General features: G+C 64.0%; 20 protein-coding genes. 10 read left to right on the forward strand and 10 right to left on the reverse strand.

What is annotated here, in order from left to right; all coding sequences use genetic code 11:
* Positions 1–27: 27 nt before the first annotated feature.
* Complete coding sequence (locus OOJ09_RS19915) at positions 28–1,434, reverse strand: PTS galactitol transporter subunit IIC (protein ID WP_269906823.1); 1,407 nt, start codon at positions 1,432–1,434, stop codon at positions 28–30.
* Between the two features lie 361 nt (positions 1,435–1,795).
* On the opposite strand from OOJ09_RS19915, the gene OOJ09_RS19920 reads away from it, so the two are divergent.
* Positions 1,796–3,112, forward strand: coding sequence for an NAD(P)H-dependent oxidoreductase (locus OOJ09_RS19920; protein ID WP_269906824.1), 1,317 nt, complete (start codon positions 1,796–1,798; stop codon positions 3,110–3,112).
* Positions 3,113–3,116: 4 nt separating this feature from the next.
* Here the strand turns inward: OOJ09_RS19920 and proC are convergent, their stop codons facing one another.
* From proC to OOJ09_RS19935, 3 genes are read right to left on the reverse strand one after another with little or no spacing between them, the layout of a single operon-like run.
* Entirely contained in the window at positions 3,117–3,932 is an 816-nt protein-coding gene (gene proC / locus OOJ09_RS19925; RefSeq protein ID WP_269906825.1) for a pyrroline-5-carboxylate reductase, read from the reverse strand.
* 60 nt (positions 3,933–3,992) lie between these two features.
* On the reverse strand, positions 3,993–5,339 hold the full coding sequence (locus OOJ09_RS19930) for an O-antigen ligase family protein (RefSeq protein WP_269906826.1): 1,347 nt from the start codon (positions 5,337–5,339) through the stop codon (positions 3,993–3,995).
* Positions 5,308–6,306 carry a glycosyltransferase family 2 protein gene (locus tag OOJ09_RS19935; RefSeq protein WP_269906827.1) on the reverse strand — a complete coding sequence of 333 codons (999 nt, stop codon included), beginning with the start codon at positions 6,304–6,306 and terminating at the stop codon, positions 5,308–5,310. Before OOJ09_RS19935 ends, OOJ09_RS19930 begins: the two co-directional genes overlap by 32 nt.
* A 172-nt stretch (positions 6,307–6,478) precedes the next feature.
* On the opposite strand from OOJ09_RS19935, the gene OOJ09_RS19940 reads away from it, so the two are divergent.
* The 3 genes from OOJ09_RS19940 to OOJ09_RS19950 are packed head-to-tail and all read left to right on the forward strand — an operon-like array spanning position 6,479 to position 9,353.
* Positions 6,479–7,648 carry a glycosyltransferase family 4 protein gene (locus tag OOJ09_RS19940; RefSeq protein WP_269906828.1) on the forward strand — a complete coding sequence of 390 codons (1,170 nt, stop codon included), beginning with the start codon at positions 6,479–6,481 and terminating at the stop codon, positions 7,646–7,648.
* Entirely contained in the window at positions 7,645–8,433 is a 789-nt protein-coding gene (locus tag OOJ09_RS19945) for a WecB/TagA/CpsF family glycosyltransferase (RefSeq protein WP_269906829.1), read from the forward strand. The genes OOJ09_RS19940 and OOJ09_RS19945 overlap by 4 nt, the downstream gene beginning before the upstream one ends.
* Entirely contained in the window at positions 8,430–9,353 is a 924-nt protein-coding gene (locus OOJ09_RS19950; protein WP_269906830.1) for a DUF6492 family protein, read from the forward strand. The genes OOJ09_RS19945 and OOJ09_RS19950 overlap by 4 nt, the downstream gene beginning before the upstream one ends.
* A 59-nt stretch (positions 9,354–9,412) precedes the next feature.
* On the opposite strand, the gene OOJ09_RS19955 is transcribed toward OOJ09_RS19950, so the two are convergent.
* Positions 9,413–10,708 carry a lipopolysaccharide biosynthesis protein gene (locus tag OOJ09_RS19955; protein WP_269906831.1) on the reverse strand — a complete coding sequence of 432 codons (1,296 nt, stop codon included), beginning with the start codon at positions 10,706–10,708 and terminating at the stop codon, positions 9,413–9,415.
* A gap of 201 nt (positions 10,709–10,909) precedes the next feature.
* Here OOJ09_RS19955 and OOJ09_RS19960 point away from each other — a divergent pair, with 201 nt between their 5' ends.
* The 4 genes from OOJ09_RS19960 to OOJ09_RS19975 all read left to right on the forward strand — a co-directional run bounded on the left by OOJ09_RS19960 (position 10,910) and on the right by OOJ09_RS19975 (position 17,373).
* On the forward strand, positions 10,910–13,516 hold the full coding sequence (locus OOJ09_RS19960; RefSeq protein WP_269906832.1) for a GumC family protein: 2,607 nt from the start codon (positions 10,910–10,912) through the stop codon (positions 13,514–13,516).
* 160 nt (positions 13,517–13,676) lie between these two features.
* A complete protein-coding gene (gene folD / locus OOJ09_RS19965; protein ID WP_269906833.1) occupies positions 13,677–14,576 on the forward strand; it encodes a bifunctional methylenetetrahydrofolate dehydrogenase/methenyltetrahydrofolate cyclohydrolase FolD in 900 nt (299 codons plus the stop codon).
* Between the two features lie 58 nt (positions 14,577–14,634).
* Positions 14,635–15,597: a GlxA family transcriptional regulator gene (locus OOJ09_RS19970; RefSeq protein WP_091582818.1), complete on the forward strand. Its 963-nt coding sequence runs from the start codon at positions 14,635–14,637 to the stop codon at positions 15,595–15,597.
* 117 nt (positions 15,598–15,714) lie between these two features.
* A complete protein-coding gene (locus tag OOJ09_RS19975) occupies positions 15,715–17,373 on the forward strand; it encodes a vWA domain-containing protein (RefSeq protein ID WP_269906834.1) in 1,659 nt (552 codons plus the stop codon).
* A 68-nt stretch (positions 17,374–17,441) separates the two neighbouring features.
* Here OOJ09_RS19975 and edd read toward each other — a convergent pair whose 3' ends face one another.
* From edd to zwf, 3 genes are all read right to left on the reverse strand, one after another.
* Positions 17,442–19,265, reverse strand: coding sequence for a phosphogluconate dehydratase (gene edd, locus OOJ09_RS19980; protein ID WP_269906835.1), 1,824 nt, complete (start codon positions 19,263–19,265; stop codon positions 17,442–17,444).
* A gap of 71 nt (positions 19,266–19,336) precedes the next feature.
* Positions 19,337–20,053: a 6-phosphogluconolactonase gene (pgl, locus tag OOJ09_RS19985; RefSeq protein ID WP_269906836.1), complete on the reverse strand. Its 717-nt coding sequence runs from the start codon at positions 20,051–20,053 to the stop codon at positions 19,337–19,339.
* A complete protein-coding gene (gene zwf, locus OOJ09_RS19990) occupies positions 20,035–21,504 on the reverse strand; it encodes a glucose-6-phosphate dehydrogenase (RefSeq protein ID WP_269906837.1) in 1,470 nt (489 codons plus the stop codon). The genes pgl and zwf overlap by 19 nt, the downstream gene beginning before the upstream one ends.
* A gap of 315 nt (positions 21,505–21,819) precedes the next feature.
* Here zwf and OOJ09_RS19995 point away from each other — a divergent pair, with 315 nt between their 5' ends.
* Positions 21,820–22,566: an SDR family oxidoreductase gene (locus tag OOJ09_RS19995; protein WP_269906838.1), complete on the forward strand. Its 747-nt coding sequence runs from the start codon at positions 21,820–21,822 to the stop codon at positions 22,564–22,566.
* Positions 22,567–22,647: 81 nt separating this feature from the next.
* A complete protein-coding gene (locus OOJ09_RS20000; protein ID WP_269906839.1) occupies positions 22,648–23,970 on the forward strand; it encodes a Mur ligase family protein in 1,323 nt (440 codons plus the stop codon).
* On the opposite strand, the gene OOJ09_RS20005 is transcribed toward OOJ09_RS20000, so the two are convergent.
* Together OOJ09_RS20005 and OOJ09_RS20010 are read right to left on the reverse strand one after the other, a co-directional pair.
* The gene (locus OOJ09_RS20005; protein WP_269906840.1) at positions 23,954–24,805 is read right to left on the reverse strand and encodes an SH3 domain-containing protein; all 852 of its coding nucleotides are present in this window, start codon (positions 24,803–24,805) and stop codon (positions 23,954–23,956) included. The genes OOJ09_RS20000 and OOJ09_RS20005 overlap by 17 nt on opposite strands.
* Before the next feature lie 253 nt (positions 24,806–25,058).
* A complete protein-coding gene (locus tag OOJ09_RS20010) occupies positions 25,059–26,345 on the reverse strand; it encodes an NAD(P)/FAD-dependent oxidoreductase (RefSeq protein ID WP_269906841.1) in 1,287 nt (428 codons plus the stop codon).
* Positions 26,346–26,455: the final 110 nt, after the last annotated feature.

The following is a 26,455-nucleotide window of genomic DNA, read 5'->3' on the forward strand; positions in this document are numbered from 1 at the left end:
GCCTCTAATTCAAGACGACAGTCAGCTTCAGGCCGTGCCTTCGGCCGGCTCGTCCTCGGCGCCTGCCGCCCGCTCCCAGCCGAGCGTATTGCGGCGGTAGAGGACAAACAGTGCCGCGATGACCACCGCGATCGCGATAATGCCGACAAGCCCAAGCCCCTGGATTGCCTCGATGATCACGTAAGGCACCCACAGGAAGCCGTCGACGACCGAAGTGATCTGCAGCGCATCCGCCGGCAGCTTGAAGCCCGATGCGACGGCGGCACTGGTGAACAGCGGCGCCAGCGCGTTGGCGACGTAGAAGCCGATGGCCAATGTCACCGTGCCGATCACCACCATGCGGAACACGTTGCCTTTGACCAAAGGCGCGGTCATGGCGACGATGAAGGGGATGACCGCCAGGTCGGCGAACAGGATGACGCGGTTGCCTGGCAGGATCACCGACAGGATGATCGCGATCGGCACGAGGATCAGCGACGACGAGATCGCCGCCGGGTGGCCGATCAGGATCGCCGAATCGAGGCCGACGAGAAGCTCGCGGTCACCGGTGCGCTTGCGCACGAATTCCTGTGCCGCGTCGGAAACCGGGATCAGCCCTTCCATCAGGATCTTGACCATGCGCGGCAAGAGCAGCATGACCGCGGCCAGCGTCATGCCGGTGCCGAGCACCTTGGCGAGCACCGTGCCGAGATCGCCGGCGTTGTAGAAGGCGATGGCGCCGAGCACGAGGCCGATGATCAGGCCCAGCACCACGGGTTCGCCGAACACGCCAAACCGGCGCTCGATGGTTTCCGTGTTGATGTTGATGCGGTTGATGCCGGGAATGCGGTCCATGATCCAGTTCAGGATGATGGCGATCGGCAGGATCTGCGCCGAGGCAAGGTGCGGCACTGAAATGCCAGGCACGCCGTAGAACTGCTGCACGGCGCGCGCCGACCAGTCGGCGAAGAGCAGCGACAGCGCCGCCACAAGTGCCGCGATGGCAATGCCATAGGCCAGATTGTCGGTTGCGGCGACGACGAGCGAGCCGACAAAGGCGAAGTGCCAGAAATTCCAGACGTCGACATTGAGCGTGCGCGTCATGCGGGTCAGCAACAGCACGATATTGACCAGGATGCCGACCGGGATGACCCAAAGGCCGACCGACGAGCCGAAGGCGATCGCGGCCGCCGAGGGCCAGCCGACATCGATGATGTCGCGATGGATTCCGGTGTTGGTGACGATGGCCTTGGCAACGTCGCCGATCGACGTGAACATGAGGCCGAGCACCAGATTGATGCCGATAAAGGCGACGCCGATGGTGACGGCGGCGCGAAAGGCCTTGCTGACCTTTGCTCCCAGAACCACGGCAATGATGAAAATGACGATCGGCAGCAGGATCGTAGCGCCGAGCGTGTCGATGGCCCCCTTGAGGCCAGCGAGAACAGTGTCCATTCTTCCTCCCCTGGAGCACCGGGCCCTACGCCCGGCGCTTCGCAATGATGCTCCGTTGATCTCATCCAACGCCTTTGCCGCCAAGCCTTGCGCAAAGGCACTCCCCAATCTGCCGTGCGGCGGAATGCTCCCCCGATTCATGTACCGGGATGAACATTTGCCTTTGTCAGCAAACGAATGTTTTATTGGGGCTGTTCACGACAATGTCAATCGGCAACCCTTTGGGCCAATCGAACCTCGGCGAACGCGCCTTTCCCCGGCGATTTCGCTGGAAATTGCCGCCCGCGACCGGTTTTGTTGGCAAATGGGGCTCGTTCCCTGCTAATCCGGCCACACATCAAGAAGCTGTGGACATCCTCGCATGACCAATGTCGCCCTGACCGGGCTTGCCCACGATCTCGCCAGGCGTGCGGCCGAGGGCCGTCCCGTGCGCATTGGCGTCATCGGTTCCGGCGAGATGGGTACCGACCTGGTCACGCAAGGCATGCTGATGCCTGGCATTTCGGTTTGCGCGGTCTCGACACGGCGCCCGCACACCGCGCGCGCGGCCATCCGCATTGCCTATGGTGACGAAGCCATGGCGGTCGAAGCCGACTCCGCATCGAAAGTCACCGGCGCCATCGAGAGCGGCAAGATCGCCATCACCTCCAACGAGATGCTGGTCACCAATCCGCTGATCGATGTCGTCATCGACGCCACCGGCAAGCCGGGCGTCGCCGCCGATTTCGACCTGATGGCGATGGAGCACGGCAAGCATCTGGTGATGATGAATGTCGAGGCCGACGTCACCATCGGCTGCTATCTCAAGCAGCAGGCCGACCGGCTTGGCGTCGTCTATTCGGTCGGCGCCGGCGACGAACCGTCAAGCTGCATGGAACTGATCGAGTTCGCGTCCGCGCTTGGGCTGACCATCGTCTCGGCCGGCAAAGGCAAGAACAACCCCCTCAACCACGATGCCGTACCGGACGACTATCGCGAGGAAGCGCTACGCCGCAACATGAACCCGCGCATGCTGGTCGAATTCGTCGACGGCTCCAAGACCATGGTCGAGATGTGCGCCATCGCCAATGCCACCGGGCTGGTGCCTGATGTGCCCGGCATGCACGGCCCGAAGGCCGATCGCGACGACCTCGCCAAGGTGCTGATTCCGCGCGAGGATGGCGGTCTGCTCACGAAGAAGGGCGTCGTCGATTACACGGTCGGCAAGGGCGTCGCGCCCGGTGTCTTCGTTATCGTCGAGGCGACGCATCCGCGCGTCATCGAGCGCATGGACGATCTGCATATCGGCCACGGACCCTACTACAGCCTCTTCAGGCCCTATCATTTGACCTCGCTGGAGGTGCCGTTGACCGCCGCTCGCATCGTGCTTTTCGGCAAGCCCGACATGGTGCCGCTGCCGCGGCCGGTGGCCGAGGTGTGCGCGGTCGCCAAGCGCGATCTCGCCGCCGGCGAGACCTTCGATTCGATCGGCGAGACCTGCTATCGCTCGTGGACGATGACCGTCGGCGAAGCCCGCGCCCAGCGCGCCGTGCCGGTCGGCCTGCTCGAGGGCGGCACGGTGCTGAAAGCGGTCAGGAAAGGCGAATTGCTGACCGCCGACAATGCCGCGCCCGACCCGACGACGAGGCTGTTCGCCCTGCGCCGATTGCAGGACGCGATGCTGTACGGAGCGAACTGAGGCTCTATTTCCCCAGTTCGATCGACCGCAGCCGCGCCGCTTCGATCGCTTCGGTCAGCAGATTTGTCAGCCGGTCCTCGCCCATCAGCACGCCAAGGGCCGCTGCCGTCGTCCCGTTGGGGCTGGTCACCTGCTGGCGCAGGACACCTGGTTCCTCACCACTTTCGGCGGCGAGCGAGGCAGCGCCGTAGACGGTCTGCATGGCGAGCAGCTTGGCGGTCGTTGTCGGCAGCCCGGCTTTCTCGGCGGCGACGGTCAGCGCTTCGATGAAATGGAAGATGTAGGCCGGCCCCGATCCCGACACGGCGGTGACCGCATCCATCAGGCCCTCGTCTTCGATGGTGGCCACTTGACCGCTCGCCGAAAGCAGATCGGCGACGAAACGCTTGGTCTCATCCGAGACCAGCCTGTTGGAAAACACCACCATCATGCCCTTGCCGATCGCCGCGGGCGTGTTGGGCATGCAGCGCACGATCGGCGCGCGGTTGCCCAGGATCGCCTCGAAGGTGGCGACGGGCGTGCCGGCGGCGATGCTGACGAAGGTGGTGCGGCCATCGCCGAAACGCTTGTAGCTGGCGGTAACGTCGCGGATCACCTGCGGCTTCACCGCGATGACGACGAGATCAGGCACGGCATCGGCTGGAATATCGCTGGCATCCGCGGCGGCGCCGCAGCCGAGCGCTGCCGCGCGATTGCGAAGGTCTGCATTGGGCTCGACCACGAAAACCGCCGATGGATGAAGCTTGCCGGATTTCAGCCAGCCGGCAAGCATGGCGTAACCCATATTGCCGCAGCCGGCGAGAACAAGCCTGATCGTCATGGAAACCCCTCCGAAGGAAGGCCATCACATAGACGCTCGCGCATCCGTGGGGAAGCCCCGTCAGGACGGAGGGGAAAATCGCTCCCCGCGATCTGGGTTGCGCACCGCGATCGGCCGCAGCGAGACTTGCCTGAGGCCAAGCACGCCGAGCACGAAGAACAGCCAGACCGGGTCGCCGCGATGGAAGAAGAAGCTCTCGAGGAAAGCGTTGAGCGCGGTGAACAGCACCACCATCATGAAAAAGTCGCCGAGATAGATGTTTTCCTTGCGCAACGGAATGCGCATGTAGTCGCGCAGCGGCGCGATGAGGAAGGCATAGACCGCGACGCAAAGTGCCGGAATGCCCATCAGCACGGCGATGTCGAGATAGCCGTCATGGCCGTGCACGATGGTTCGGATGTCCCAGGGCCGGTCGAAGGGCTGGTCCTGGTTGAGCAGCAGCGGCGTGCCCCAGAAGCTCTCGTAGCCGTAACCGGTCCATGGCTTCTTCGCCAGCATGGAGCCGGCGAACTCCCACAGCGTCGTGCGGCCGGTATAGGTGAGGTCGGGGAAATAGGTCGCCGCCAGCTGTTTCACCGGCGGCAGGAAGACGATCCCCAACGTGCCGACCGCCGTGGCCATGATCGCCAGCGCGAACAGGATCGGGGTGCCGAGCCGCATGCCCATCAGGCTCGGAAACATGACGATCAGGATCGAGAACGGCACCAGGCCGGCCGTCGTCTTGGAGCCGGTGTGCAGCATGAAGATCATCGCCGCGCAGAAGATCCCCGCGCCCCAGAACCGCTGCCCGCGCCGGTAGAGATAGAGTCCGGCGAAGCTGAAACAGGCCATGATCGGCCCGGCGATGTTCTTGTGGGTGAACACGCCGCGCCACAGGCCCGCATGCTCGGGTTCCTGTGAGTCGGCCGTGTGCATCGCCTCGTGCGGAAAGACGATGAGGCCGAGATAGGACAGTCCCATGACCACGACGGCGGTGAAGATAATGACTTTTGAGAAGGCTTCGGCGTCGCGCGGCAACACCAGGATCGTCGCCATCGTCAAAATGCCGATCAGTGTGAACGAGGCCGCGCGCATGGCCGACGGCGGATCGGTTGCCATCACCACCGACAGGAAGAAAAAGCCCAGCATCAGCATCCAGGACGGGCTGAGCAGCGAACGCACGATGCGCGGATCGGCGAAAGCCATCAGCGAGAAGATCGAAACGGCACCGAGCGAGCTGAAACCGAGCTGGTTGACGATGTCGCCGCCTTGACCGGTCAGTTCGGCGCCGGCCGGCTGGAACGGGCGGAAGGACACCATGATGACAGTGAACAGAAGCGCCGCGATCGCGGTCGCCACGCCTTCGCGCGTGAACACGGCGCTGAGCGGTGCGCGCTCAGTTTTTCTCAGGCTGGCGGTACTGCTCATTGGCATATCCGAATTCGGCCATCACGCGGCCGAGCGCCACATGGACAGGGTAGATGGCGATCGCCGGCGATCCTGTTCGCGCCAGCCGGGCCATGCCGCGAAACGGCGAGGCGGCTAGCAGCGCCAGGCTCTTCAGCAGCACCTTGGCGCCGGCCAGCGGCGTGCCAGCGCGCTTCTTCTTTTCGACCAGCGTCGAGATCACGCCGTTGCGCAGGCTGCGGGCACGGATCCAGTCGGCTTCCACGCGCCGGGCCGGAACGGTTTCCTGCACCTTGGCCTCGGCGCACCAGCCGAGCACAAAGCCCTTCTGCGCCGATCGGCTGAGAAAGTCGGAATCGCCGCCGCCCATGAAGTTGAATTTCAGGTCGAGAAAAGGCGGCCCCATGGCGGTGAGCACGTTGCGGCCGACCAGAAGATTGCCTGACGAATAAAGCGCCGGCACCCGTCCTGTCATCCGGTAGGGAGGCGCGAAGACCGGATGTTCGGCCCATCTCGCATGAGTGGGATCGGCAAACACAGGCACCTGCGGGCCGCCGACGATATCGGCGCCGAGCGCCTCCGCCGCCCCGCACATCCGTTCCAGCCACTGCGGATCGGCGATCTCGTCATCGTCGATGACCAGCAAATGCCTGAAGTTCGGGAATTGCAGGATCGCCGTCTGCCAGCCGGCATTGTAGGCGCTGCAATTGCCGCGCGCATGCGCGATGATCACCATGCCCGACATCTCGCCGTGCTCGAACAGCGGCAGCGCCGCCTTGGCGCCCGCGCGCGCCTCGGCTTCGTTTTCCATGACGATGACGGCAAAGCGCCTGGTGGTTTGCTGCGCCCGTAGCGACGCCAGCGTTTCCAGGAGCTGCTCCGGGCGCTTGAAGGTCGGCAAGGTGACGACGGCTTCGACGGCCTCCACGTCAAGCCGGGGAGACCGTCCCGCGATCGATACCGAACCGTCCGATGGCAAAGGGATCATCCGTGTCCAGCCACATGGTGAGTTGGGTTCTGGTAGCACCACCGGTGATAACGTTTCGTTAATCACCTTGCACGGAGAAGCCCGCCAGGCAGGGGCTTTCGGCCGTCGATTGTGCTCGCTTAATCAAGGGTTCACCGCGCTTTGCTACCGGCTACACCACAGGATAGGTGAGATGCATCTGCTGTTCGCCACATCGATCGTGCCCGACGGCGCACTCGCCTCGGGCTACGAGATCGCCAATGCTGCGATCATAGCCGCCTTGCGGCGCGCCGGCGCGCGCGTCACCGTCATCGGTTTCACCTGGCCGGGGAAAGCCGCGGCCGATCCCGAAAACACCGTGGTTCTGGGTGCCATCGACGTGCGCACGGAAAATGCGTCCGCACGGCAAAAGCTTGCCTGGGTCGGCAAGGCGTTGCTTTCGGGCCTCACTTTCGCGTCGGTCAAGCTGCGCGCGGTGTCCGACAGCGATGTTCTCGCCGCCATCGAACGCGCCGGTCCCTTCGACGGCTACGTGTTGAACTCCGTGCAGTTCGCCGGCGCCTTCGAAAAGCTGTTCGGTGACCGGCCTTCGATCTTCGTCGCCCACAATGTCGAGCATCTTTCGGCGCGGGAGAACGCCGCCGCCGCCAGCTTTTTCCAGCGTCTGCTGTTTCGCCGCGAGGCGAGACTGCTCGAGACCATGGAAGAGCGGCTCTGCCGCCGCGCGCGCTTCGTCTTCACGCTGGCCGAGGAAGATCGCGCGGCACTCGGTGTCGCCTCCAACGATCGCTCGGCGGTGCTGCCATTGGTTACCGGCGCCAAAGCGCCAGCGCATGAAGGCGTGCGCCATATCGACTGCGACGCAGCCCTGATCGGCACCTGGACCTGGCAGCCGAACCGCATCGGCCTCGACTGGTTCCTGGGCAGGGTGGTGCCGCATCTGCGGCCCGGTTTCCGCATCCGCATCGCCGGGCGGATGCCATCGGGCGTCACCTCCACGCATCCGGGTGTCGAATTTGTCGGCCGCGTGCCGGATGCAAGGGCCTTCGTGCGCAGCGCCGCCGTCATCCCGCTGATCAGCACCGCCGGCAGCGGCGTCCAGTTGAAGACCATCGAGACCTTCGAGCTGGGCCTGCCTTCCGTCGCCACCAGCCGCTCGCTGCGCGGCATCGACCACCGCCCGGCCAATTGCGTCGTCACCGACGATCCGGTCGACTTTGCCAAAGCGCTGGAGGCGGCGGCGGCCGACGTTCGCGACGTTGACGGCAGCGCGTTCCACCGCCGGCAGGTCAAGGCGCTCGACGCCGCCATCCGGCTCGGTCTCGAAAAGCTTGTGCCCGCCAGGCAGGAGGCGTTCGCATGAACATGCATGCCGCCCGCGCCGCGTCCGGTCTCGATACGCTGAGGACGATTCTCGGCATCCCGGTGCTCGCCATCCGTTGGGACGATGCGATCGCCTTGCTGAACCGCCTGATTGCCGAGCGGCGCTTCACCAAGGTCAGTTTCCTCAACGCCCACAATGCCAACCTCGCCTACACCGATCCGGTCTTTGCCGAGGCGCTCGACGATTTTCTCATCCTGCCGGATGGCATCGGCGTCGATCTCGCCGCGAAGCTGCTCTATGGCGCGCCGTTTCCGGACAACCTCAACGGCACCGATTTCGTGCCGGCCTTCCTGCAGGCCTCGACAAAGCCGCTGACCGTCGGGCTGCTCGGTGCGACGCGCCTCAACGCCGAAGCGGCGTCCAGGAAACTGGCGGCGATTGCCGTGCAGCACAATTTCGTGGTCATTCATGATGGCTATTTTTCGGCTGCCGAGGAGGCGGGAATAGTCGACCGGATCGAAGAATTGCGGCCGGATGTGCTGCTCGTCGCCATGGGTGTACCGCGCCAGGAATTGTGGATCGCGCGCCACATCGATGCACGCCATTGCACGCTGCCGATCGCGGTCGGCGCATTGCTCGATTTCCTGAGCGGCGCCGTGCCACGGGCGCCCTTGTGGATGCGCCGGCTGCGCCTCGAATGGCTGTTTCGGTTGGCTGTCGAACCGGGCCGCCTGTGGCGCCGCTACATGGTCGGCAATCCCTTGTTCCTGTGGCGCGTTGCCAGGCAGAAATTCTCGCGTGCGCCTGCCGGAGATGCCGAGTGAACAGCCGGTTCGTGCCAGGCGCCGCTATCGCCCCCAGCCCGCTTCGCGAGACGCCGACGGCGGCGGTGGTGACGGCAAGCTATGCGCCGGATTTCGAGCGTTGCCGCCTGTTGTGCGAAACCCTTGACCGGCATGTTTCAGGTGCTGCGCACCATTACCTTCTGGTCGAACATCGTGACGTGGCGCTTTTCCGTCGGCTGGAGACCAGCCGCCGCACCGTCGTCGATGAGCGCGAGCTGCTGCCGCACTGGCTGCGCGCCTTCGACGATCCGCTCAGCCTGTTCCGGCGGCGCATCTGGCTCAGCCTGAAGACCCAGCCATTGCGCGGCTGGCATGTGCAGCAGTTGCGCCGCATCGCCATCGCCGCACACGCCAGGGAGGACGTGCTGATCTTCTGTGATTCCGACGTCGCCTTCCTCAAGCCTTTCGATTGCGGCGCCTTCTGGCACGACGGCAAGGTGCGACTGTTCCGCCGCGACGGCGTGCTGGCGGACGAAGGTCATGAGCAGCACCGCATCTGGTCGCGCAACGCGGGGGCGGCACTCGGCATCGACCCGTCGCGGACATCCACCCACGACTACATTTCGACGTTGATCGCATGGCGGCGCGACACCGTGCTGGCCGTGTGCGGCGAGATCGAGAAGGTCCATGCGCGCGGCTGGGTCGAGGTCGTCGGTTCGGCGCGCAAATTCTCCGAATGCATGATCTACGGCCGCTACGTCGACGATCTGCTGTCGGGGGCTGGCCACTTCCACGGTTCGCAAGAGTTCTGCCGCGTCCACTGGACGGGCGAAGCGCTGTCGGACGATGAATTCCGCCGCTTCATTGGTGCCATGGCGCCGGAGCAGGTGGCGATCGGCATGCAATCGTTCATCGGCACCGATATCGGCCGCATCCGCCGCCTGATCGGGCTCGACTAAGGCGTGATCCCCGAAAGTGGGAACCGGTCTCGGAAAAGACCATGCTCAAATGACGGATCCTAGACCGGTTTGGCCGGCTTGCGCATCGCCGAATAGGTGAGCAGCGTCGAGGCGAGATACAAAAGCAGGAACACGACGTTGAGCGACAGAACCAGGTTCGGCGTGTCGAGGATGGTCGTCAGCACATAGGTCAGCAACACCGCCTTGAGCCCGGCGAGCAGTCCCAGATTGAGCGCCCGCACCAGCGTCTGGCCGCGCGCGAACAGGAGCTCGGCCTGGTATTCGACCAGATTGCGCAAGCCCGGAACGCAGATCGCCAGGGCCACCAGCGGGGCGGCCTCGGCGACATTCTTGCCGAGCGCGTTGGGGAAGAAATGCAGCACGATGCCAAGCGTCGCCAGCGCCAGTGTCGAGACCGCGAACACGCCGCCTTCGATGCCGCTCTTCACCGCCAGCCGTGACAGCAGTTCGGGGGCGCGCATCATGCGCTGCACCAGCATCATGGAGAAGGTGCGGATTGGAATCGCCGTCAGGTCGACCAACCGCATGATGATGGCGTAGATGCCGGCCAGATGCGGTCCGCCGATTGCCAGAACCAGAAGTTTGTCGAACTCCATCTGCAGGTAGAACAGCACCTCGGCGCCGGCGACGTAGATCGAATCGGCCAGTCGCCGCAAATAGAGCTCGACACGCAGCCGCAGCCGCTGGCGCGGATAGAAGAAACCGAAAGCGATCAGCAGCGAGGCGGCATTGGCGCCGATATAGAACCACGACCATATCCAGACGCTGTGTTGCGCCCAGAACATGAACAGCACCGCGCCAAGCGCCCGCAACGCCGTCGCCAGGATCGCCAGCAGAGCGGCACGGCCGAACTTGCCCAGACCGTTGTTGACGATCAGCGCCACCTCCACCGGTCGCCACAACAGCGCCTCGGCAAAGACGATCGCCGCAAACACCGACAGCGGCACGGTGTCGGCGAAGAAGATCAGATAGACGCCGAACGAGGCCGCGGCCAGCAGCGGCAGCGACAGTGCGCCGAGCAGCAGGAAGCCGGCGGTGAAGGTGCCGATCAAATTGGGGCGGATGGTGGCCGTGCGATAGAGTGCCGAGATGAAACCGAAGGCGAGGATGCGCGACAGCATGACGCCGGCCGCCGAGGCGGTGGCGAACATGCCGAATTCGGAAATCGACAGCGTGTTGGCGAGAGCGATGAAATAGGCGAGTGAAAACACCAGTCGCCCGCCGGCGCCGCTGATCGCCGAGAAATAGTCGCGAAGCAGCCCCCGTCGTTCGGCCAAAAAGCTGCCGATCCGGGCGAGGGGCCGCCTTTGCGGTATGTCACTGGCCTGCGTCATGTGTCGCGTGAAAGCATAGGCGGGAAAGCTTAACGTGCCGTTTTGGAACCTTCTGGATGTGTTGAGAAAACCATGCAACCGAAGAGGGAAAGTGCACGGTCGGCCGGGAAAAATTAACCTTTTGTTTTCCATGCCTGTTTAGCGTGGCTTAACGAATGGCCAACCGCCGTTCGAGGCCGCCAAGGGTAAAGCTCCAGAACAATGGTCGACAGGGAAAACCGCGAGGACTGGAAGCGCGAGCGATCGCTGCTCGCACTTGGTCAGGCTGTGCGCGGCGAGGACGATTCCGAGCCTTCCCTTGTCTCGATAGGGGACCGGGCAAACTCGTCATGGCGCGAGGATGCCGCCACGCGCCATCGTCTTGCCCGTTCACGGCGCGAGGCGCGCACGAACCCGATACCGTCTGCCGCCGCCGGAGCAGAGCGGTTCCAGCCAGGCGAGCAACTGGCCGCGACCGCGCAAGGCGACGCCTGGCGCTCGCGGGAGGGGGCCGGTGCTGGCGATTTGCCGCCAGCCGCGCCGCGCGCAAGGACGGCCCCCGAAGAGCTTCCCGGCATCGGTCGCCCTCATGACGCGCCCGGGTCTCGCTATGCGGACGAAGCCGATGCATCCGTCGGCGATGGCGCGGACAGCCAGCAATGGAAGCCGCTGATCGATCCGATGCAGGTGGTTCGCGGCGTCGCCAGGTCGAAGCTGCTGATCATCACCACGACGATATTGGGCGCCGGGCTCGGCGTCGCCATCGCGCTGTCGACACCGAAGAAATACGAAGCCACCACCGAGCTGATCATCGAGCCGGGCGACCTGAAGCTTTCCGATCGCGATCTCACCCAATCGGTGGGTCAGCCCGATGCCGCTTTGGCTGTCGTCGAAACCCGGATCAAGATGCTTACGTCCGGCAATGTTCTCAACAAGGTCGTCGACAAGCTCAATCTCGTCAACGATCCCGAGTTCAACGGCCAGGGTTCCGGCGGCCTCGGCGTCATGTCACTCATCCGCTCGATACTGTCGCGCCATGATGGGCCGGGCGGCGTCGATCAAGTCCGCCGCCAGGCGCTGGCGGTTGGCAATCTGGCCGAGAGCCTGTCGGTCGAGCGCACCGGCAAGACCTTTGTCATCTCCGTCAGCGCCACCACCCAGAATGGCGAGAAGTCGGCTCTCATCGCCAATACGACCACGGCTGTCTTCCAGCAGGAGACTGGTCAGTACCAGTCCGACATGGCCGGCCGCGCGACGGGCGAACTGACGTCCAAGCTCGACGAATTGCGCAAGGGTGTCGAGGCGGCCGAGCGCAAGGTCGAGGATTTCAGGGCCACGCATGACCTTGTCGACGCGCAAGGCCATTTGATCAGTGACGACCAGATGCTGAAGCTTAGCGAGCAGCTTTCCGTCGCCCGCGCCCGCACGCTGGAACTCAATGCGCGGGCAGCGTCGGCGCGTTCGATAGACGTCAATTCGGTTCTCACCGGCACCTTGCCGGAAGAGATCAACTCCAACACCATGAGCGACCTGCGCTCGCAATATGCGGCGCTGAAGCAGGAGGCCGACCGCGCCGCGATTCGGCTCGGGCCGCGTCATCCCGAACTCCAGGCTCTCGACGCCCAGCTCGCCGGCGCGCGCGAGCGCATCGCCGCCGAACTGCGCCGCATCGCCTCTTCGCTGCAGGTCGACCTGAAGCGCGCGGTTCAGCTCGAACAGGACCTCGCTTCTCGGCTGGCGCAGGCGAAGGTCCAAAGCGGCGACGTCAACAGCGACCTGGTTACTTTGCGCGAACTGGAGCGCGATGCCACCGCCAAGCGTTCCGTCTACGAACAATATCTTCTGCGCGCCAAGGAGACTGGCGAACAGAAGGACATCAACACCGCCAACATCAATGTGATCTCCCCCGCCCAACCCCCACTCGAACCAAACGGGCCGTCGCGAGCCTTGGTCGCGTTGGCCGGCCTGCTGCTGGGCTTTGCCTCCGGTGTCGGCCTTGGTGCCATGCGCGGTGCCTATGAGAGCCTGCGCGAGACCGCAACGTCGCGGCCGCGCCGCACCCCCAGGATGGGCGACCGCCGCACACCTTACGAAGACAAGGCGCATCAGGCCGCACCCCCGCCGGCGCCGCAGCCACCAGCACCCCCACCATCCGCACCGCAACCGCCTGCGCCGCCACCGCCCGCGGCGCCACCGCCTGTTGATCAGGCTGAGACCGCGCCAACCGAAGGTCCCGGTCGCATTGGTGCGTTGCTGTCGAAGGTGCGCAAGGCCTTGTCCCGCAAACCGTCCTCGGAGGAGTTTGTCGATACCGGCGAGTGGGTCTTGCCCCCCGCCGAAAACGGCAAACCCACCGAAGATCCGGGGTACCCCGTCTATTCCCAGCCGGCGCCTGCCTTTGCCCCTCGGCAGCCAGGTTCGGCAGGCTATCCGCCGTCGCCTTTCCAGCATGGCGCCCAGCTCCCCTATCCGCAGCAGCGGCCGCACTCGGCCCCGTATCCCTATGCGCAGCCGATGGGCTACCCGCAGGCGCAGCAGCCCTGGCAGCCGCAGACGCAGCCGCCGGCTGGCTACCCCTATGCGCGGGCGATGGCGCCCTATGCCGGGCAGATGCTTTATCCACCTCAGTCCGCCGCCGTGCCCTATCCCCAGCCGCCCGCCTCGCCGCAGCAGGCCGCGCAGCCTCATGCGCCATCGGCGGAGGCACCGCACTCCCCGGAGGACGTCGAGCAGCAGGCTCCGATCGAGGAAATCCGCGCCAGCCTGCGCGAATTCCGCGAAGCGGTCCGCGAACTCACCGAAAGCCGTGCTCGCCGGCGCTATTTCTGAACATCGAATAAAAGTCGCCGGTTTCGAGTTAACGGCATGGGACGGCGCTTTGACGAGATTGCCCGGCCGAATTTTCGTGAAAATGCCGCGCTGGGAAAGATCCGGAGCGCGCCGCTTCCAGAAGCGACGCGCTTGGGCATTGTGGTGTTGAAGGTGGTTCATGGCTGAAGTGATTGACGGAAAAAGCGTCGCCGAAGACGTGGTGCGGACGGTCAAGACCCTGACGGCCGAACTCGTTGCCAAAGGCAGGGCCAAGCCCGGTCTTGCCGTGGTCATCGTCGGCGAGGATCCGGCGAGCCAGGTCTATGTCGCTTCCAAGTCCCGCACCGCCAAGGAATGCGGCTTTCACTCGCTCCAGCACACGCTGCCGGCCGAGACCTCCCAAGCAGCGTTGCTGAAGATCATCGGCGAGCTCAACGCAGATCCGGCCATCAACGGCATCCTGGTGCAGCTTCCGCTGCCTGCCCATATCGATGCCGGCAAGATCATCCAGGCCATCGCGCCCGAGAAGGATGTCGATGGCTTCCACTTCATCAATGTCGGCAAGCTCGGCACCGGCGAACTCGACACCGCCTTCGTTCCCTGCACGCCGGCCGGCTCGATGCTCTTGATCGAGCGCGTGCGCGGCAAGGACCTGTCCGGCCTCAATGCGGTCGTCGTCGGCCGTTCCAACATCGTCGGCAAGCCGATGGCCAATCTTCTGCTCGCCGCCAACTGCACCGTCACCATCGCCCACAGCCGCACCAGGGATCTGCCCGCGCTTGCCCGCACCGCCGATATTCTTGTCGCCGCCGTCGGCCGGCCGGAGATGATCAGGGGGGATTGGGTCAAGCCAGGCGCCACCGTCATCGATGTCGGCATCAACCGCATTCCGGCACCGGAGAAGGGCGAGGGCAAGTCCCGCCTCGTCGGCGATGTCGCCTATGCCGAAGCGGCCAAGGCGGCCGGCGCTATCACGCCAGTGCCCGGCGGCGTCGGGCCGATGACCATTGCCATGCTGATGGCCAATACGTTAGCCTCGGCCTACCTTGCGGCCGGATTGAAACGGCCCTCCTTCTGACCTCCTTCTGAGAGCGCCAGCTTTGCCGAACCCTCCTGTTCCTGTAGAACGGCCGGTCATGAATGATCCCGTTCAAGGCGGCCGGCAGTTCGCTTTCCTGCTGGTCGACAAGTTCTCGATGTTCTCCCTGGCCGCCGCGATCGACACGTTCCGGTCGGCAAACCGGCTGCTCGGCCGCGACTTCTACGGCTGGACCACGGTGTCGGCCGACGGCGATCCGGTGATGGCCTCCAACGGCCTGCCGCTCAAGATCGACTACGCTGTCGCCGACCTGCCGCCGGTCGACATCCTTTTCGTTTCGGTCGGCCTGACGACGGAGTTTCCCGGCAAGAGCAAGGTGCTGGCGGCGCTGCGCAGCTGGGGCCGGCGCGGCAATGCGCTGGGTGCGCTTTCGGTCGGATCCTACCTGCTGGCCGAGGCCGGCCAGCTCGAAGGTTATCGCTGCACCATCCATTGGGAGAACCGCGCCGGCTTCGTCGAGCGCTTTCCCGACATCAACTGCACAGGCAACGTTTTCGAGATCGACCGCAAGCGCTACACCTGCGCCGGTGGCACCACCTCGATCGACCTGATGCTGGAGATCGTGCGTGGCGATTTCGGTTCCAACCTCGCCAATGGTGTCGCCAACCAGTTCCAGCACGAACGCATCCGCTCGGCCGGAGACCGCCAGCGCGTCGGCCCGGAACGCGACCTGACCGGCAAGTCGGAGAAGCTCAGGCGCATCGTCGAACTGATGGCCGACCACCTCGACGAGCCGCTATCGGCGGTGCAACTCGCCAAATCCGCCGGCCTGTCCGTGCGCCAGGTCGAGCGCCTGTTCCTGCGCCATCTCAGCGTCACGCCCGGCCGCTACTACATGCGGCTGAGGCTGGAGCGTGCGCGCGAATTGCTGCGCCAGACCAACATGCCGATCCTCGACGTGGCGATCGCGACGGGCTTCACCTCGCATTCCTATTTTGCCCAGAGCTACCGGCTGCAGTTCGGCCGGCCGCCTTCCGAAGAGCGCCGCACGACTTATTGAATTGGGTTTTCGCCCGCCGCTGATGCCTGTCCTCCCTGCTCCTTGTCCCGGCTTGTGTCCTGACGCGGCGTCAAATAGCTTGCCTCGCTGAACCAGGGGCGGACTCAGGAGATTGCGATGGCGGGACTTGCACGGAGCGTCGCTGCGGCGATTTTCCTTTTGTCGATGACGACGTTCGGCTTCGCCGCGAACAAGGTCATCATCATTCTCGATGCCTCCGGCTCGATGTGGGCGCAGATCGACGGCAAGCCCAAGCTTGAAATCGCCCGCGAGTCGCTGAGAACCGTGCTTCAATCGACCCCCGCCGATGACGAAATCGGCTTCATGGCGTATGGCCATCGCGAAAAAGGCAGCTGTGACGACATCCAGTTGATCGTGCCGCCCCAGGCCGGTTCGGCCAGCGCCATTTCGGCCGCCGCCGACAGTTTGAAGTTCCTCGGCAAGACACCGCTGACGGCGGCCGTCAAGCAGGCCGCCGAAGCGTTGAAATACACCGAGGACAAGGCCACCGTCGTTCTCATCACCGATGGGCTGGAGACGTGCGGCGGAGATCCTTGCGCGCTCGGCAAGGAGCTCGAAGCGTCCGGCGTCGATTTCACTGCCGACGTGGTCGGTTTTGGCCTTACCGCCGACGAAGGCAAGCAGATCGCCTGCCTTGCCGACAACACCGGCGGCAAATATATCCAGGCGTCCGACGAGAAGGCGCTGCAGGACGCGCTTGTCGAGACGGTGGCGGCTCCCGCGCCAGCGCCCGAACCGGCGCCTGCTCCCGCCCCGGCGCCTGCACCGGAAAAACCGGAATTCAATTTTCTGCCGACCGCGCTGCTGGCAGAGGGTGGCGATCCGGTCACCGACGGCAATGCCTGGGAAGTCTACAAGGCGAAATCCGATGGCACGCGGGGCGACAACGTCACCACCGAATACGGAGCCTACAAAGCCAATCTGGAACCGGGCGACTACATCATCGTCGCGCGCGACGGCGAGGCCAAGCTTGAGCAGAAGATCAAGATCGAGGCAGGCCAGGTCTACAAGCCTCTCTTCATCCTGAACGCCGGCACGCTCATCATCCATCCGCGACCCAGCGAAGGGGCGGATGTTGTCGATGGCGCGTCCGTCGTGGTCGATTATCCCGGCGCTGACATGCCCGCGACCTATTATGGGACCACGAAAGCCGTGTTGCCGGCAGGCGACGAGAAGGTGACTGTCACGATCGGGCAGGGCGTGGTCACCGAGACGATACCGCTTGCTGCCGGCAAGACCGTGGAAAAGGATATGATCGCCGGCGTCGGCCATGTCGTTGCCAATGCCTATTATACCGCCGGTGGCGACAAGGCGGACGGTTCGGGTATCGGCTTCAAGATCGTGAAGGCGAAGAAGAAGATCGACGGAACCAGGGACGAGGTGACCTATGCCTATGGGCCCGACAGCAAGTTCGATCTGCCGCCCGACGACTATGTGTTGATTGCGACGGTCGATCTCGCCGTGGTCGAGCAGCCGTTCACCGTCAAGGTCGGCGAATTTCAGGATGTGAAGATCGCCATGAATGCCGGCGTGCTGGCGATCACCGCGCCTGGAGCCTCGAAAATCGAGATTTTCGAGGCCAAGAAGGACATCAACGGCAACCGCAAGTCGCTTGGCTACGCGTACGACCAGAAGTATCAGGCGGCGATACCGGCGGGCGACTATGCCGTCGTGTCGGAGAAATCGGACAACAGCTCGAAGGAAGGCACCGTGACGGTCAAGGCCGGCGAGCGAGCCGAACTGACTGTGCAATAGAATCGCATGCACGACCGCAAAAGGGCGGCCATGAGCCGCCCTTTTTCATGAATTGCGCAAAACTGCCGTCACGCCGTTCCAAACGCGCTGGCGCCATGGTCGGCACGGCCGACCAGCTGCCGGAATCCGGCGAACAGTTCGCGACCGAAACCGAATTCATTGCCGATGAGGTCGGCGTCCGCTGTCCGGCGCAGCGCGAAATCCCCGGCCGGCACCAGCACTTCCAGCGTTCCGGCGTCGGCGTCGAGCCTGATGATGTCACCCTCATGGATCCTGGCGATCGGCCCGTCCTCTACCGCCTCTGGCGTCACATGGATCGCCGCCGGCACCTTGCCGGACGCACCCGACATGCGCCCGTCGGTGACCAGCGCCACGCGCTGGCCGCGATCCTGCAAGATGCCGAGCACCGTGGTCAGCTTGTGCAACTCCGGCATGCCGTTGGCCTTCGGACCCTGGAAGCGGATGACGGCGATGAAATCGCCTGTCAGCGTGCCTGCCTTGAACGCCTCGTTCAGCCCTTGCTGGCTGTCGAACACCTTGGCCGGCGCCTCGATTAGGCGCCGCTCCGGCTTCACCGCCGAGGTCTTGATCACGGCGTGGCCGAGATTGCCCGACAGCACTTTCAGACCGCCGGTGGCCTGGAACGCCTTGCTGAATGGCGCCAGCACCTTCTCGTCTCCGCTTGTCCGCGGCGAGGCCTCGCGCACCACACCGCCATCGGCGCCAAGCTTTGCCTCGACGGCATAGGGTCGCAATCCTTCGCCCCACACGGTCTGCACGTCCTCATGCAGGATGCCTTCGTCGAGCAGTTCGCGAATCAGGAATCCGAGGCCGCCGGCGGCGTGGAAATGGTTCACGTCGGCAAGACCGTTCGGGTAGACCCGGGCCAGCAGCGGCACCGCTTCCGAGAGATCCGAAATGTCCTGCCATGTGATCGCGATGCCGGCGGCCGCCGCCATGGCGATCAGGTGGATGGTGTGGTTCGTCGACCCACCGGTGGCGTGCAGGCCGACGACGCCATTGACGATCGAACGCTCGTCGATCATCCGGCCGACCGGCGTATAGGCATTGCCGAGCGCGGTGATCGCCAGCGCCCGCTTGGTCGCTTCCCGGGTCAACGCGTCGCGCAGCGGCGTGCCGGGATTGACGAAGGAAGCGCCTGGCGTGTGCAGGCCCATGATCTCCATCAGCATCTGGTTGGAGTTCGCCGTGCCGTAGAAGGTGCAGGTCCCCGGCCCATGGTAAGACCTGGACTCGGCCTCGAGCAGTTCGGCCCGCCCGGCCTTGCCTTCGGCATAGAGCTGGCGGACCTTGGCCTTTTCGTCGTTTGGCAGGCCGGTGGTCATCGGTCCAGCCGGAATGAACACCGCCGGCAGATGGCCGAAGGTCAGTGCCGCTATCACCAGCCCCGGCACGATCTTGTCGCAGACGCCGAGATAGACGGCGGCGTCGAACATGTTGTGCGAAAGGCCGATCGCGGCGGCCATGGCGATCACGTCGCGCGAAAACAGCGACAGCTCCATGCCGGGCTGGCCCTGCGTGACGCCATCGCACATTGCCGGCACGCCGCCAGCCACCTGGGCAATGCCGCCAGCCTCGCGCGCCGCGTCCTTGATCAGCGCCGGAAAGGTCTCGAACGGCTGATGCGCCGACAGCATGTCGTTGTAGGAGGTGATGATGCCAAGGTTCGGCACCTTGTCGGCGCCCAGCGCCAGCTTTTCCGAGGGGCTGCAGACCGCAAAGCCATGGGCGAGGTTGCCGCAGGACAGCACGGCCCGGTTGGCGGTGCGGTTCGACGCTTCGGCGATGCGGCCAAGATAGCGCTCGCGGCCCGGTCTGGAGCGCTGGCGGATGCGCTCGGTGATGGCTTCTATGTCGCGTCTGGCGGTCATGGTGTCGGTCCTTTCAGGCGAGGTCCCGGAACACAATCCGGCTGTCTGCCGGGACCCACAGCAAGTTCAAGTCAGGGGGCCCAGAAAACCTCTACGGGCTTCGGTGCGGCATCGAGCACGGCGCGAATTGGCTTTCGCGGTCCGGGCGCGACCGCGCCGTCGAAGGCGGTTCGCTTGTCTTCGCCCTCTATGTGAAGTGCGATGAAGCCGGCATCGACGATGCGAGCCAGCGACAGGGTCAGCCGCGGCTCGCCGGCGCTGGCCGCGTGAACCGGCAGCACGATCCGGTCGGAGGCTGGATCGAGCAGCTTTGGCAAATCGTCGGCGTCGGGAAAGAACGAGGCGGTGTGGCCGTCCGGTCCCATGCCGAGCACGACGACATCGAGCGGCCAGGGCAGCGACAGGAGCGCCGCATCGTCGGATGCGGCGGCGTCCTCGATGCCGACGGCCTCATGATATAGCGGCACGAAACGTGCCGCCTTGGCCGCGTTCTGCAACAGATTGGCGGCCACCAGGCCTGCGTTGGAGCGCGGCGAGGAGGCGGGCACGAAACGCTCGTCGACCAGCGTCACGATCACCTTGTCCCAGGCGATCGGTGTGGCCGAAAGCGCCGCGAAGAACTTTGCCGGCGTCGTGCCGCCGGAAACCGCCAACAGCGCCGTGGCGCGCTCGGCAATCGCCTTGCTCAGGCGATCGGCAACGCGGCCGGCCAGGGCAGTGGCCAGTTCCGGACGGCCGGAAAAGGCATGCCAATTGTAGGCGGCGCCGTTCAGTTGCTCTCGTGCCATGTCCGCCCGTCACGTTCGATCAGTGCAATGGAGGCCGATGGCCCCCAGGTGCCGGCCGTATAGCCCTGCGCCTCTTGCCTGGCGCTTTCCCAGGCGTGCTGGATGGGGTCGATCCACTTCCACGCCGCCTCGACCTCGTCGCGGCGCATGAACAGGGTCTGGTTGCCGCGGATGACATCCATGATCAGCCGCTCATAAGCGTCCGGCGCGCGGCCTTGGAACGACTGCGCGAAACTCATGTCGAGCGGGATCTGGCGCAGCCGCATGCCGCCCGGGCCCGGATCCTTGATCATGATGAACTGCTTGACGCCCTCGTCCGGCTGCAACCGGATGACCAGCTGGTTTGCGAAGATCGGTCCGGCGCTGTCGCCGAAGATGGAATGCGGGATCGGCTTGAACTCGATGGCTATTTCCGAAACACGGGTCGCCAGCCGCTTGCCGGTCCTGAGGTAGAACGGAACGCCCGACCAGCGCCAGTTGCCGATCTCGGCCTTGATGGCGACGAAGGTCTCGGTGTTGCTGTCGTGGCCCAGTTCCTCGACATAGCCCTTGACCGGCCCACCGGCCGAGGCCCCGGCGCGATATTGCCCGCGCACGGTTTGCTTCGGCGCTTCGTTGCCATTGATGCGCTTCAGCGCGCGCAGCACCTTCAGTTTCTCGTCGCGCACCGCGTCGGCGTCCATCGACGACGGCGCCTCCATGGCGACGAGGCACAAGAGCTGCAGCATGTGGTTCTGCACCATGTCGCGCAGAGCGCCAGCCTTGTCGTAATAGGTGACGCGGTCTTCCAGCCCCACGGTCTCGGCCACGGTGATCTGCACATGGTCGATATGGGCGGAGTTCCAGAGCGGCTCGTAGAGCGCGTTGGCAAAGCGCAGCGCCATCAGGTTCTGCACCGTCTCCTTGCCGAGATAGTGGTCGATGCGGAAGATCTGGCTTTCGTGGAAGTCGTCGCCGACCAGATCGTTGAGCGTACGCGCCGAGGCAAGGTCGCGGCCGATCGGCTTCTCCAGCACGATGCGCGAGTTCGGCGTGATCAGATTGTGCTCTTTCAGCTTGTGCGAAATGTCGCCGAACAGCGCCGGCGCCACCGCCAGGTAGAAGGCACGGATGCGATCGCTGTCGCCAATCGCTTTCTTGAGTTTGTCGAATCCCGCACCGCTCGTTGCATCGGCCGAGACGTAGGAGAGCCGTGCCAGGAAGGTCTTCAACTCCTTGGCGTCGATATCGGCCGCCTTGACGTGCTCGGAGATCGCCTGTTTGGCGAAAGCCTGGAATTCCTCGTCACTCATTTTCGAGCGCGACGTGCCGATGATGCGCGTCGGTTCGGAGAATTGATGGTCGCGCTGGCGATGGTAGAGCGACGGCAGAAGCTTGCGCTCCGACAGATCGCCGGTGCCGCCGAAAATGATGAAGTCGAACGGTTCGACGGGGATGATCTGGCTGGTCATGGTCTGTCCGCTTTGACGCCGGTCGCAAGAACGCGGCTGATATAATCTAATCGATTTAAATATTCCAGTGCCATGGTGTCACATCTGAGTGTTCGCACCTGCCCCTTGACAGTCCGAGACCCCGGAGGCTTGTCGATAGCGCGGTTCCGGAAGCCTTCGCAGTTGCAACATAGAGCGGGATCGAGGCGAAAGCCAAAGGAGAAATCGGCGATGGCCGCGCATCTTCCGACCACCTTGGCCGGAAGCCTTGGCTTTGCGCCGATATGCGTCGCCAGCGCGCTGGTCTATCGTCACCAATCATGAGCGGGAAAAAGCATGCGTCTGCAAAACAAGGTTGCCGTCATCACCGGTGCCGCGTCGGGCTTCGGTGAGGGTATCGCCAGGTGCTTTGCCAAGGAAGGCGCCAGGGTCGTTGTCGCCGACTTGAACGCCAAGGGCGCCGAACGTGTTGCCCGAGAGATCGGCGAAGCGGCGATCTGGACCCAGACGGATGTTTCGCTGCGGTCCGAGTTCGACGAGATGGTCTATGCCGCGAAAAGCGCCTTTGGCCGCATCGACATCATGGTCAACAATGCCGGGTTTACCCATCGCAATGGCGACATGCTCAAGGTCGACGAGGAAACCTTCGACCTGATCACCGCTGTCAACATGAAGGCGATCTATCACGCGGCACTTGCCGTGGTGCCGATCATGGACCGGCAAGGCGGCGGCGTCATCCTGACCACGGCTTCCACCGCCGGCATCCGGCCCCGGCCCGGCCTCACCTGGTACAATGCGTCGAAGGGCTGGGCGATCACCGCCACCAAATCGATGGCGGTGGAACTGGCGCCGAAGAACATCCGCGTCAACTGCCTCTGTCCTGTCGCCGGCGAGACCGGCATGCTGGAAAAATTCATGGGCGCCGACACGCCGGAGATCCGTCAAAAGTTCCGCGCATCGATCCCGCTTGGCCGGCTTTCGACGCCGCTCGATATCGCCAACGCCGCACTCTGGCTGGCTTCGGATGAAGCCGCCTTCATCACCGGTGTAGCGCTGGAGGTCGACGGCGGACGCTGCATCTGAGAGCGCTCGCCATCCGGCGTCGATTTGACTTGGCCGACGGGCAGGCGGCATAAAGCCTTCTTCGGGCTTTGGGGCCGTGCCGTGAGGAACGCCAGACTGCGGAAAGTTCACGAAGACCTGCGGCAGTATGTCAGGGGCTACAATGCAAGGCGCGCCCGCTCGAAAAGCAAGGCGACCTTCATCGGCATAACCGGTAGCTCCGGCAAATCGACCGCAACGGCGCTGCTTGGGCACATATTGGCCGGCCATGGTTCGGTTCATATTCAACTTCTTTTCCATTCGCTGAAGATGCTGTCGAGGATGCTTTCGCGCCGGATCGGCGGCGTGAACTACGTCGTGGTTGAGGTGTCAGTGTCGGCGATCAATTCCATCAAGCCGATGGCGGAAATGTTGCGGCCGCATGTGGCTGTCGTCACAATGGTCCGGCTTGAGCATGTCTCCAGTTTCAGAACCTTGGAGAATGTCGCTCACGAAAAAGGCGCACTCGTCGAGGCTCTGGAACCGGGCGGCCTCGCCTTGCTCAATGCCGATGATCCGAATGTGCTGGCCATGGCATCCGGGAAGGCGCAACGCTTTGTCACATTCGGCGAGTCAGAATCGGCCGACTACCGTGTCACCGAGGTCAGTGCCGGGTATCCTCGCATGCTCAGCTTCAAGTTACACTGGCGCGGCGGCGAGCTTGACCTCAAGACCCCCTTCCCAGGTGAGCATTTCTGGCTGCCGACTGTCGCAGCCGCGGCTGCGGCCCTCGAACTTGGAGTACCTTCGCAGACAGTTAAGGACCGGATCGAAACGTTTGAGCCTGTGGAAAACCGGTGCCAGGTGATTATCCCGGAGGGCGGGCCGCACTTCATCGTGGACTCCGTCAAGGCGCCTTGGCATTCGCTACCCCTTGCCTTGGATATGATGGCAAAATCTACCCTCAGCGAAAAGCGGATCGTGCTTGGCCAGTTGTCGGACTTTACCGATTCGAACGCAAAGTATGCCCGCGCCTATAAGAGCGCGCGTGAGATCGCGAACCAGGTGATATATGTTGGCGAGCATGCGCATCGCTCGAAGGCCAGCCAGGCCGATCGCGACACTGGCCGCTTCGTCGAATTGCGCACGCCGAAAGAGGTCTCGGATTACATCAGGCGGACAGCAGTGCCTGGCGAGTTGATCCTGTTGAAGAGTTCTTCCAATCTCCATCTGGAACGTGTCCCGCTTGCCTGGACTCACGATGTTCAGTGCTGGGTTCCGGTATGCGGCAAAACCGAGGGATGCCAGCAGTGCGGCCTCTATGAAGTGCCCTTCGAACAACATCGGGAGTTTGTAAGGCAACGCAAATCGGCGCGCCGCCTGCAACGTTTCCGGGGCCGCTTTGGGTGGTTGCTTGGCGGTTTAAGCCTCAGGCGCCGGTCTTGATGTAGCTCTTGTAGATCCAGCCGGTCTTTCCGTTGTAGACGATCTGGCACCATTTCTGGCAGCCCATCACCTGCACCGAGGCTCTGGCGGGCACCGTGCTGATGGCGGCCGCGTTCTTCTTCGGGCCGCTGCGCATGGTCACGGCCCTCAGGATGCGGCCGGTTCCGGCGGCCACCACTTTCCGTGGCTTTGCCTTGGTTTGACTGGTGTCGTTCTGGGTTGCCTCGGGCTGCTGCTCCGGCGCTTGCGGTTGCGCCGCCGGGATGGCGGCGGTTTGCGCGCCATCGGGATCGCCGCCCGCCGCGCTGGTGGGGGCGGCAACCTTGGCAAGTTCGGTGGTGGCGTCGGTATCGGCTGCCGGCTGCGCGAAAGCCGCCGCCGGTTTGTCCGGCGCCTGTTCGGCCTGGTTCGTCACCTGGCTGGGGGCGGAGGCGGCCTTCGACTGCGAATTGGTCCAACGGGGATCATTGGCCGCGAGCGCTTGCATGGTGGCTTCCGCTCCCGCCACCGTCGGTGAAACCTTATCGGACTTGCGTGCCGCCTGCGGCACGGCTGCCGTGGCCACAGCGGGCCCGACAGGAGCGATTTTCGTCGTCTTCACCGGAATGGTCGGAATGGTCTGCTCGGGGCTCGCTGCCGCTTGCCTCTCACTGGCCGGCAATGCCAGCCACAACGCCACCGCGGCAACGCCAAGCAGTGCTGCGGTTCCGATCGCGGCGATCACCAGGTGCGAGTTGGAACGGACTTCCTGCCAGAAGGACGGCCGCATGTCGTATCCGAACTGCATGGCAAAGCGCCGACGTTCCGGCGTACCGAAACTGAAGGGCTCTCTCACTCTTGCCACCTCCATAAGCGGGCCGATGTTCTTTCGATCGGTGCCGGAAGTCCGGCGTCTGATCGGCATCGGTCCCAAAAAATCAACGCGGGCAGGCCCGCAGCAATCCCCGAACAATCGCCCAGAACGGGCATCTTTCGCCCGCGATTGTGGCATCAGTGCGCCGACGTTAAGGATTCTGCGCCTTTGCCGGGGATTGCGCAATGCGTCGGTTGGGCAACAAATATTACAATATTACATTAGACCGGAGCGGCTAAATCCGATCCCGCAGCGCGAACCAGTTGAGGGCGAGGAAAAGCAGCGGCGTGCGGAAGCGACGGCCGCCGGGGAACGGCGGAATTTTCAGGTCCTCGATCAGTTTCAGCCGGTCGCGGTTGCCGGCAACGGTTTCGGCATAGAGCTTGCCGAAGAAGTTCGACAGCATGACACCGTGGCCGGAATAGCCGCCGGCCGAGATGACATTGGGCATCACTTCGCGCACGAACGGCTTTCTCGGCACCGTGATGCCGACATAGCCGCCCCAGCCATGCGTGATCTCGACATCCCTGAGTGCCGGGTAGAGCTCCGTGATCTGACGGCGGATGTGGATGTGGATATCCTTTGGATCGTTGACGCCGTAGATCTCGCGTCCGCCGAACAGCAGCCGCCCGTCCTTCGATCTGCGAAAATAGCGCACGACGAAGCGGGAATCGTCGACGGCCTCGCCGCCAGGCAGCACTTTCGAATCCGCTCCCAGCGGCACTGTCGCACCCATGAACGAACCGATCGGCATGATGTGCGCGGCACTCACCGGCTCGAGCGTGCCGCCATGGGCGTTGACCGCGATCAGGCATTTCTGCGCCGACACCGTGCCTCTCGGCGTCGAAACCTTCACCTTGCCGCCGCTGGAAATGATGGCGGTCGATGGCGTCCTTTCGAACAGCTGCGCGCCCGCTTGCGCCGCCACCCGCGCCGTGCCGATCACCAGCTTCATCGGGTGGATGTGGCCGGTGCCAGTGTCGCGCGTTCCGCCGAAATAGTGCGTCGAGCCCAGCCGCTCCGCCGTCTCCTTCGCATCCATGAACGAGATATGCGGGTAAGAAAACCGGCTCGCCATGATCTCGGCATGCGCCTTGTAGTCATCGACATAACGCGGCTTGTGCGCCACGGACATCTGGCCGGGCATATACTCGATATCGATCTGGTTGGCGGCGGCGAATTCGACGAGATGCGTCTTCGCCTCTTCGGCAAGATCGAACAGCGCCTTGGCGCGGGTGAAGCCGTACTCGGCTTCCAGTTCTTCGACCCAGGCGCGCTGGCCGGTGCCGAGCTGGCCGCCATTGCGGCCCGATGCGCCATCACCGAAGCGGTGGGCCTCGATCAGCACCACATTGGTGCCTGCCTTGGCAAGGTGGGCGGCTGCCGACAGGCCGGTAAAGCCGCCGCCGATAATGACGACGTCGCATGTCAGGTTGCCGTCGAGCGTCGGGTACTCCGGCCGCGGGCCGACGGCGTCTTCGTACCAGGAACGGCCGGGAGAGATGGGGGATTGGTAGGGCATGATCGGCAAAGACTCGGGGTTTTGAAAGAGGGTGAGAGAGCGAATAGGGAAAGATTGAAGATGTTGATCGAGGCTGTGCCCGCCTGTCCCATCGTTTCTATTCGCTATTC

The sequence above is a fragment of the Mesorhizobium qingshengii genome (genome assembly GCF_027563465.1).
GTDB classification, from domain to species: Bacteria; Pseudomonadota; Alphaproteobacteria; order Rhizobiales; family Rhizobiaceae; genus Mesorhizobium; species Mesorhizobium qingshengii_A.

Excerpts from the sequence above, each read along its gene's own strand:
- OOJ09_RS19915 (WP_269906823.1), bottom strand. The coding sequence starts at position 1,434 with ATGGACACTGTTCTCGCTGGCCTCAAGGGGGCCATCGACACGCTCGGC.
- OOJ09_RS19920 (WP_269906824.1), top strand. The coding sequence starts at position 1,796 with ATGACCAATGTCGCCCTGACCGGGCTTGCCCACGATCTCGCCAGGCGT.
- proC (WP_269906825.1), bottom strand. The coding sequence starts at position 3,932 with ATGACGATCAGGCTTGTTCTCGCCGGCTGCGGCAATATGGGTTACGCC.
- OOJ09_RS19930 (WP_269906826.1), bottom strand. The coding sequence starts at position 5,339 with ATGAGCAGTACCGCCAGCCTGAGAAAAACTGAGCGCGCACCGCTCAGC.
- OOJ09_RS19935 (WP_269906827.1), bottom strand. The coding sequence starts at position 6,306 with ATGATCCCTTTGCCATCGGACGGTTCGGTATCGATCGCGGGACGGTCT.
- OOJ09_RS19940 (WP_269906828.1), top strand. The coding sequence starts at position 6,479 with ATGCATCTGCTGTTCGCCACATCGATCGTGCCCGACGGCGCACTCGCC.
- OOJ09_RS19945 (WP_269906829.1), top strand. The coding sequence starts at position 7,645 with ATGAACATGCATGCCGCCCGCGCCGCGTCCGGTCTCGATACGCTGAGG.
- OOJ09_RS19955 (WP_269906831.1), bottom strand. The coding sequence starts at position 10,708 with ATGACGCAGGCCAGTGACATACCGCAAAGGCGGCCCCTCGCCCGGATC.
- OOJ09_RS19960 (WP_269906832.1), top strand. The coding sequence starts at position 10,910 with ATGGTCGACAGGGAAAACCGCGAGGACTGGAAGCGCGAGCGATCGCTG.
- folD (WP_269906833.1), top strand. The coding sequence starts at position 13,677 with ATGGCTGAAGTGATTGACGGAAAAAGCGTCGCCGAAGACGTGGTGCGG.
- OOJ09_RS19970 (WP_091582818.1), top strand. The coding sequence starts at position 14,635 with ATGAATGATCCCGTTCAAGGCGGCCGGCAGTTCGCTTTCCTGCTGGTC.
- OOJ09_RS19975 (WP_269906834.1), top strand. The coding sequence starts at position 15,715 with ATGGCGGGACTTGCACGGAGCGTCGCTGCGGCGATTTTCCTTTTGTCG.
- edd (WP_269906835.1), bottom strand. The coding sequence starts at position 19,265 with ATGACCGCCAGACGCGACATAGAAGCCATCACCGAGCGCATCCGCCAG.
- pgl (WP_269906836.1), bottom strand. The coding sequence starts at position 20,053 with ATGGCACGAGAGCAACTGAACGGCGCCGCCTACAATTGGCATGCCTTT.
- zwf (WP_269906837.1), bottom strand. The coding sequence starts at position 21,504 with ATGACCAGCCAGATCATCCCCGTCGAACCGTTCGACTTCATCATTTTC.
- OOJ09_RS19995 (WP_269906838.1), top strand. The coding sequence starts at position 21,820 with ATGCGTCTGCAAAACAAGGTTGCCGTCATCACCGGTGCCGCGTCGGGC.
- OOJ09_RS20010 (WP_269906841.1), bottom strand. The coding sequence starts at position 26,345 with ATGCCCTACCAATCCCCCATCTCTCCCGGCCGTTCCTGGTACGAAGAC.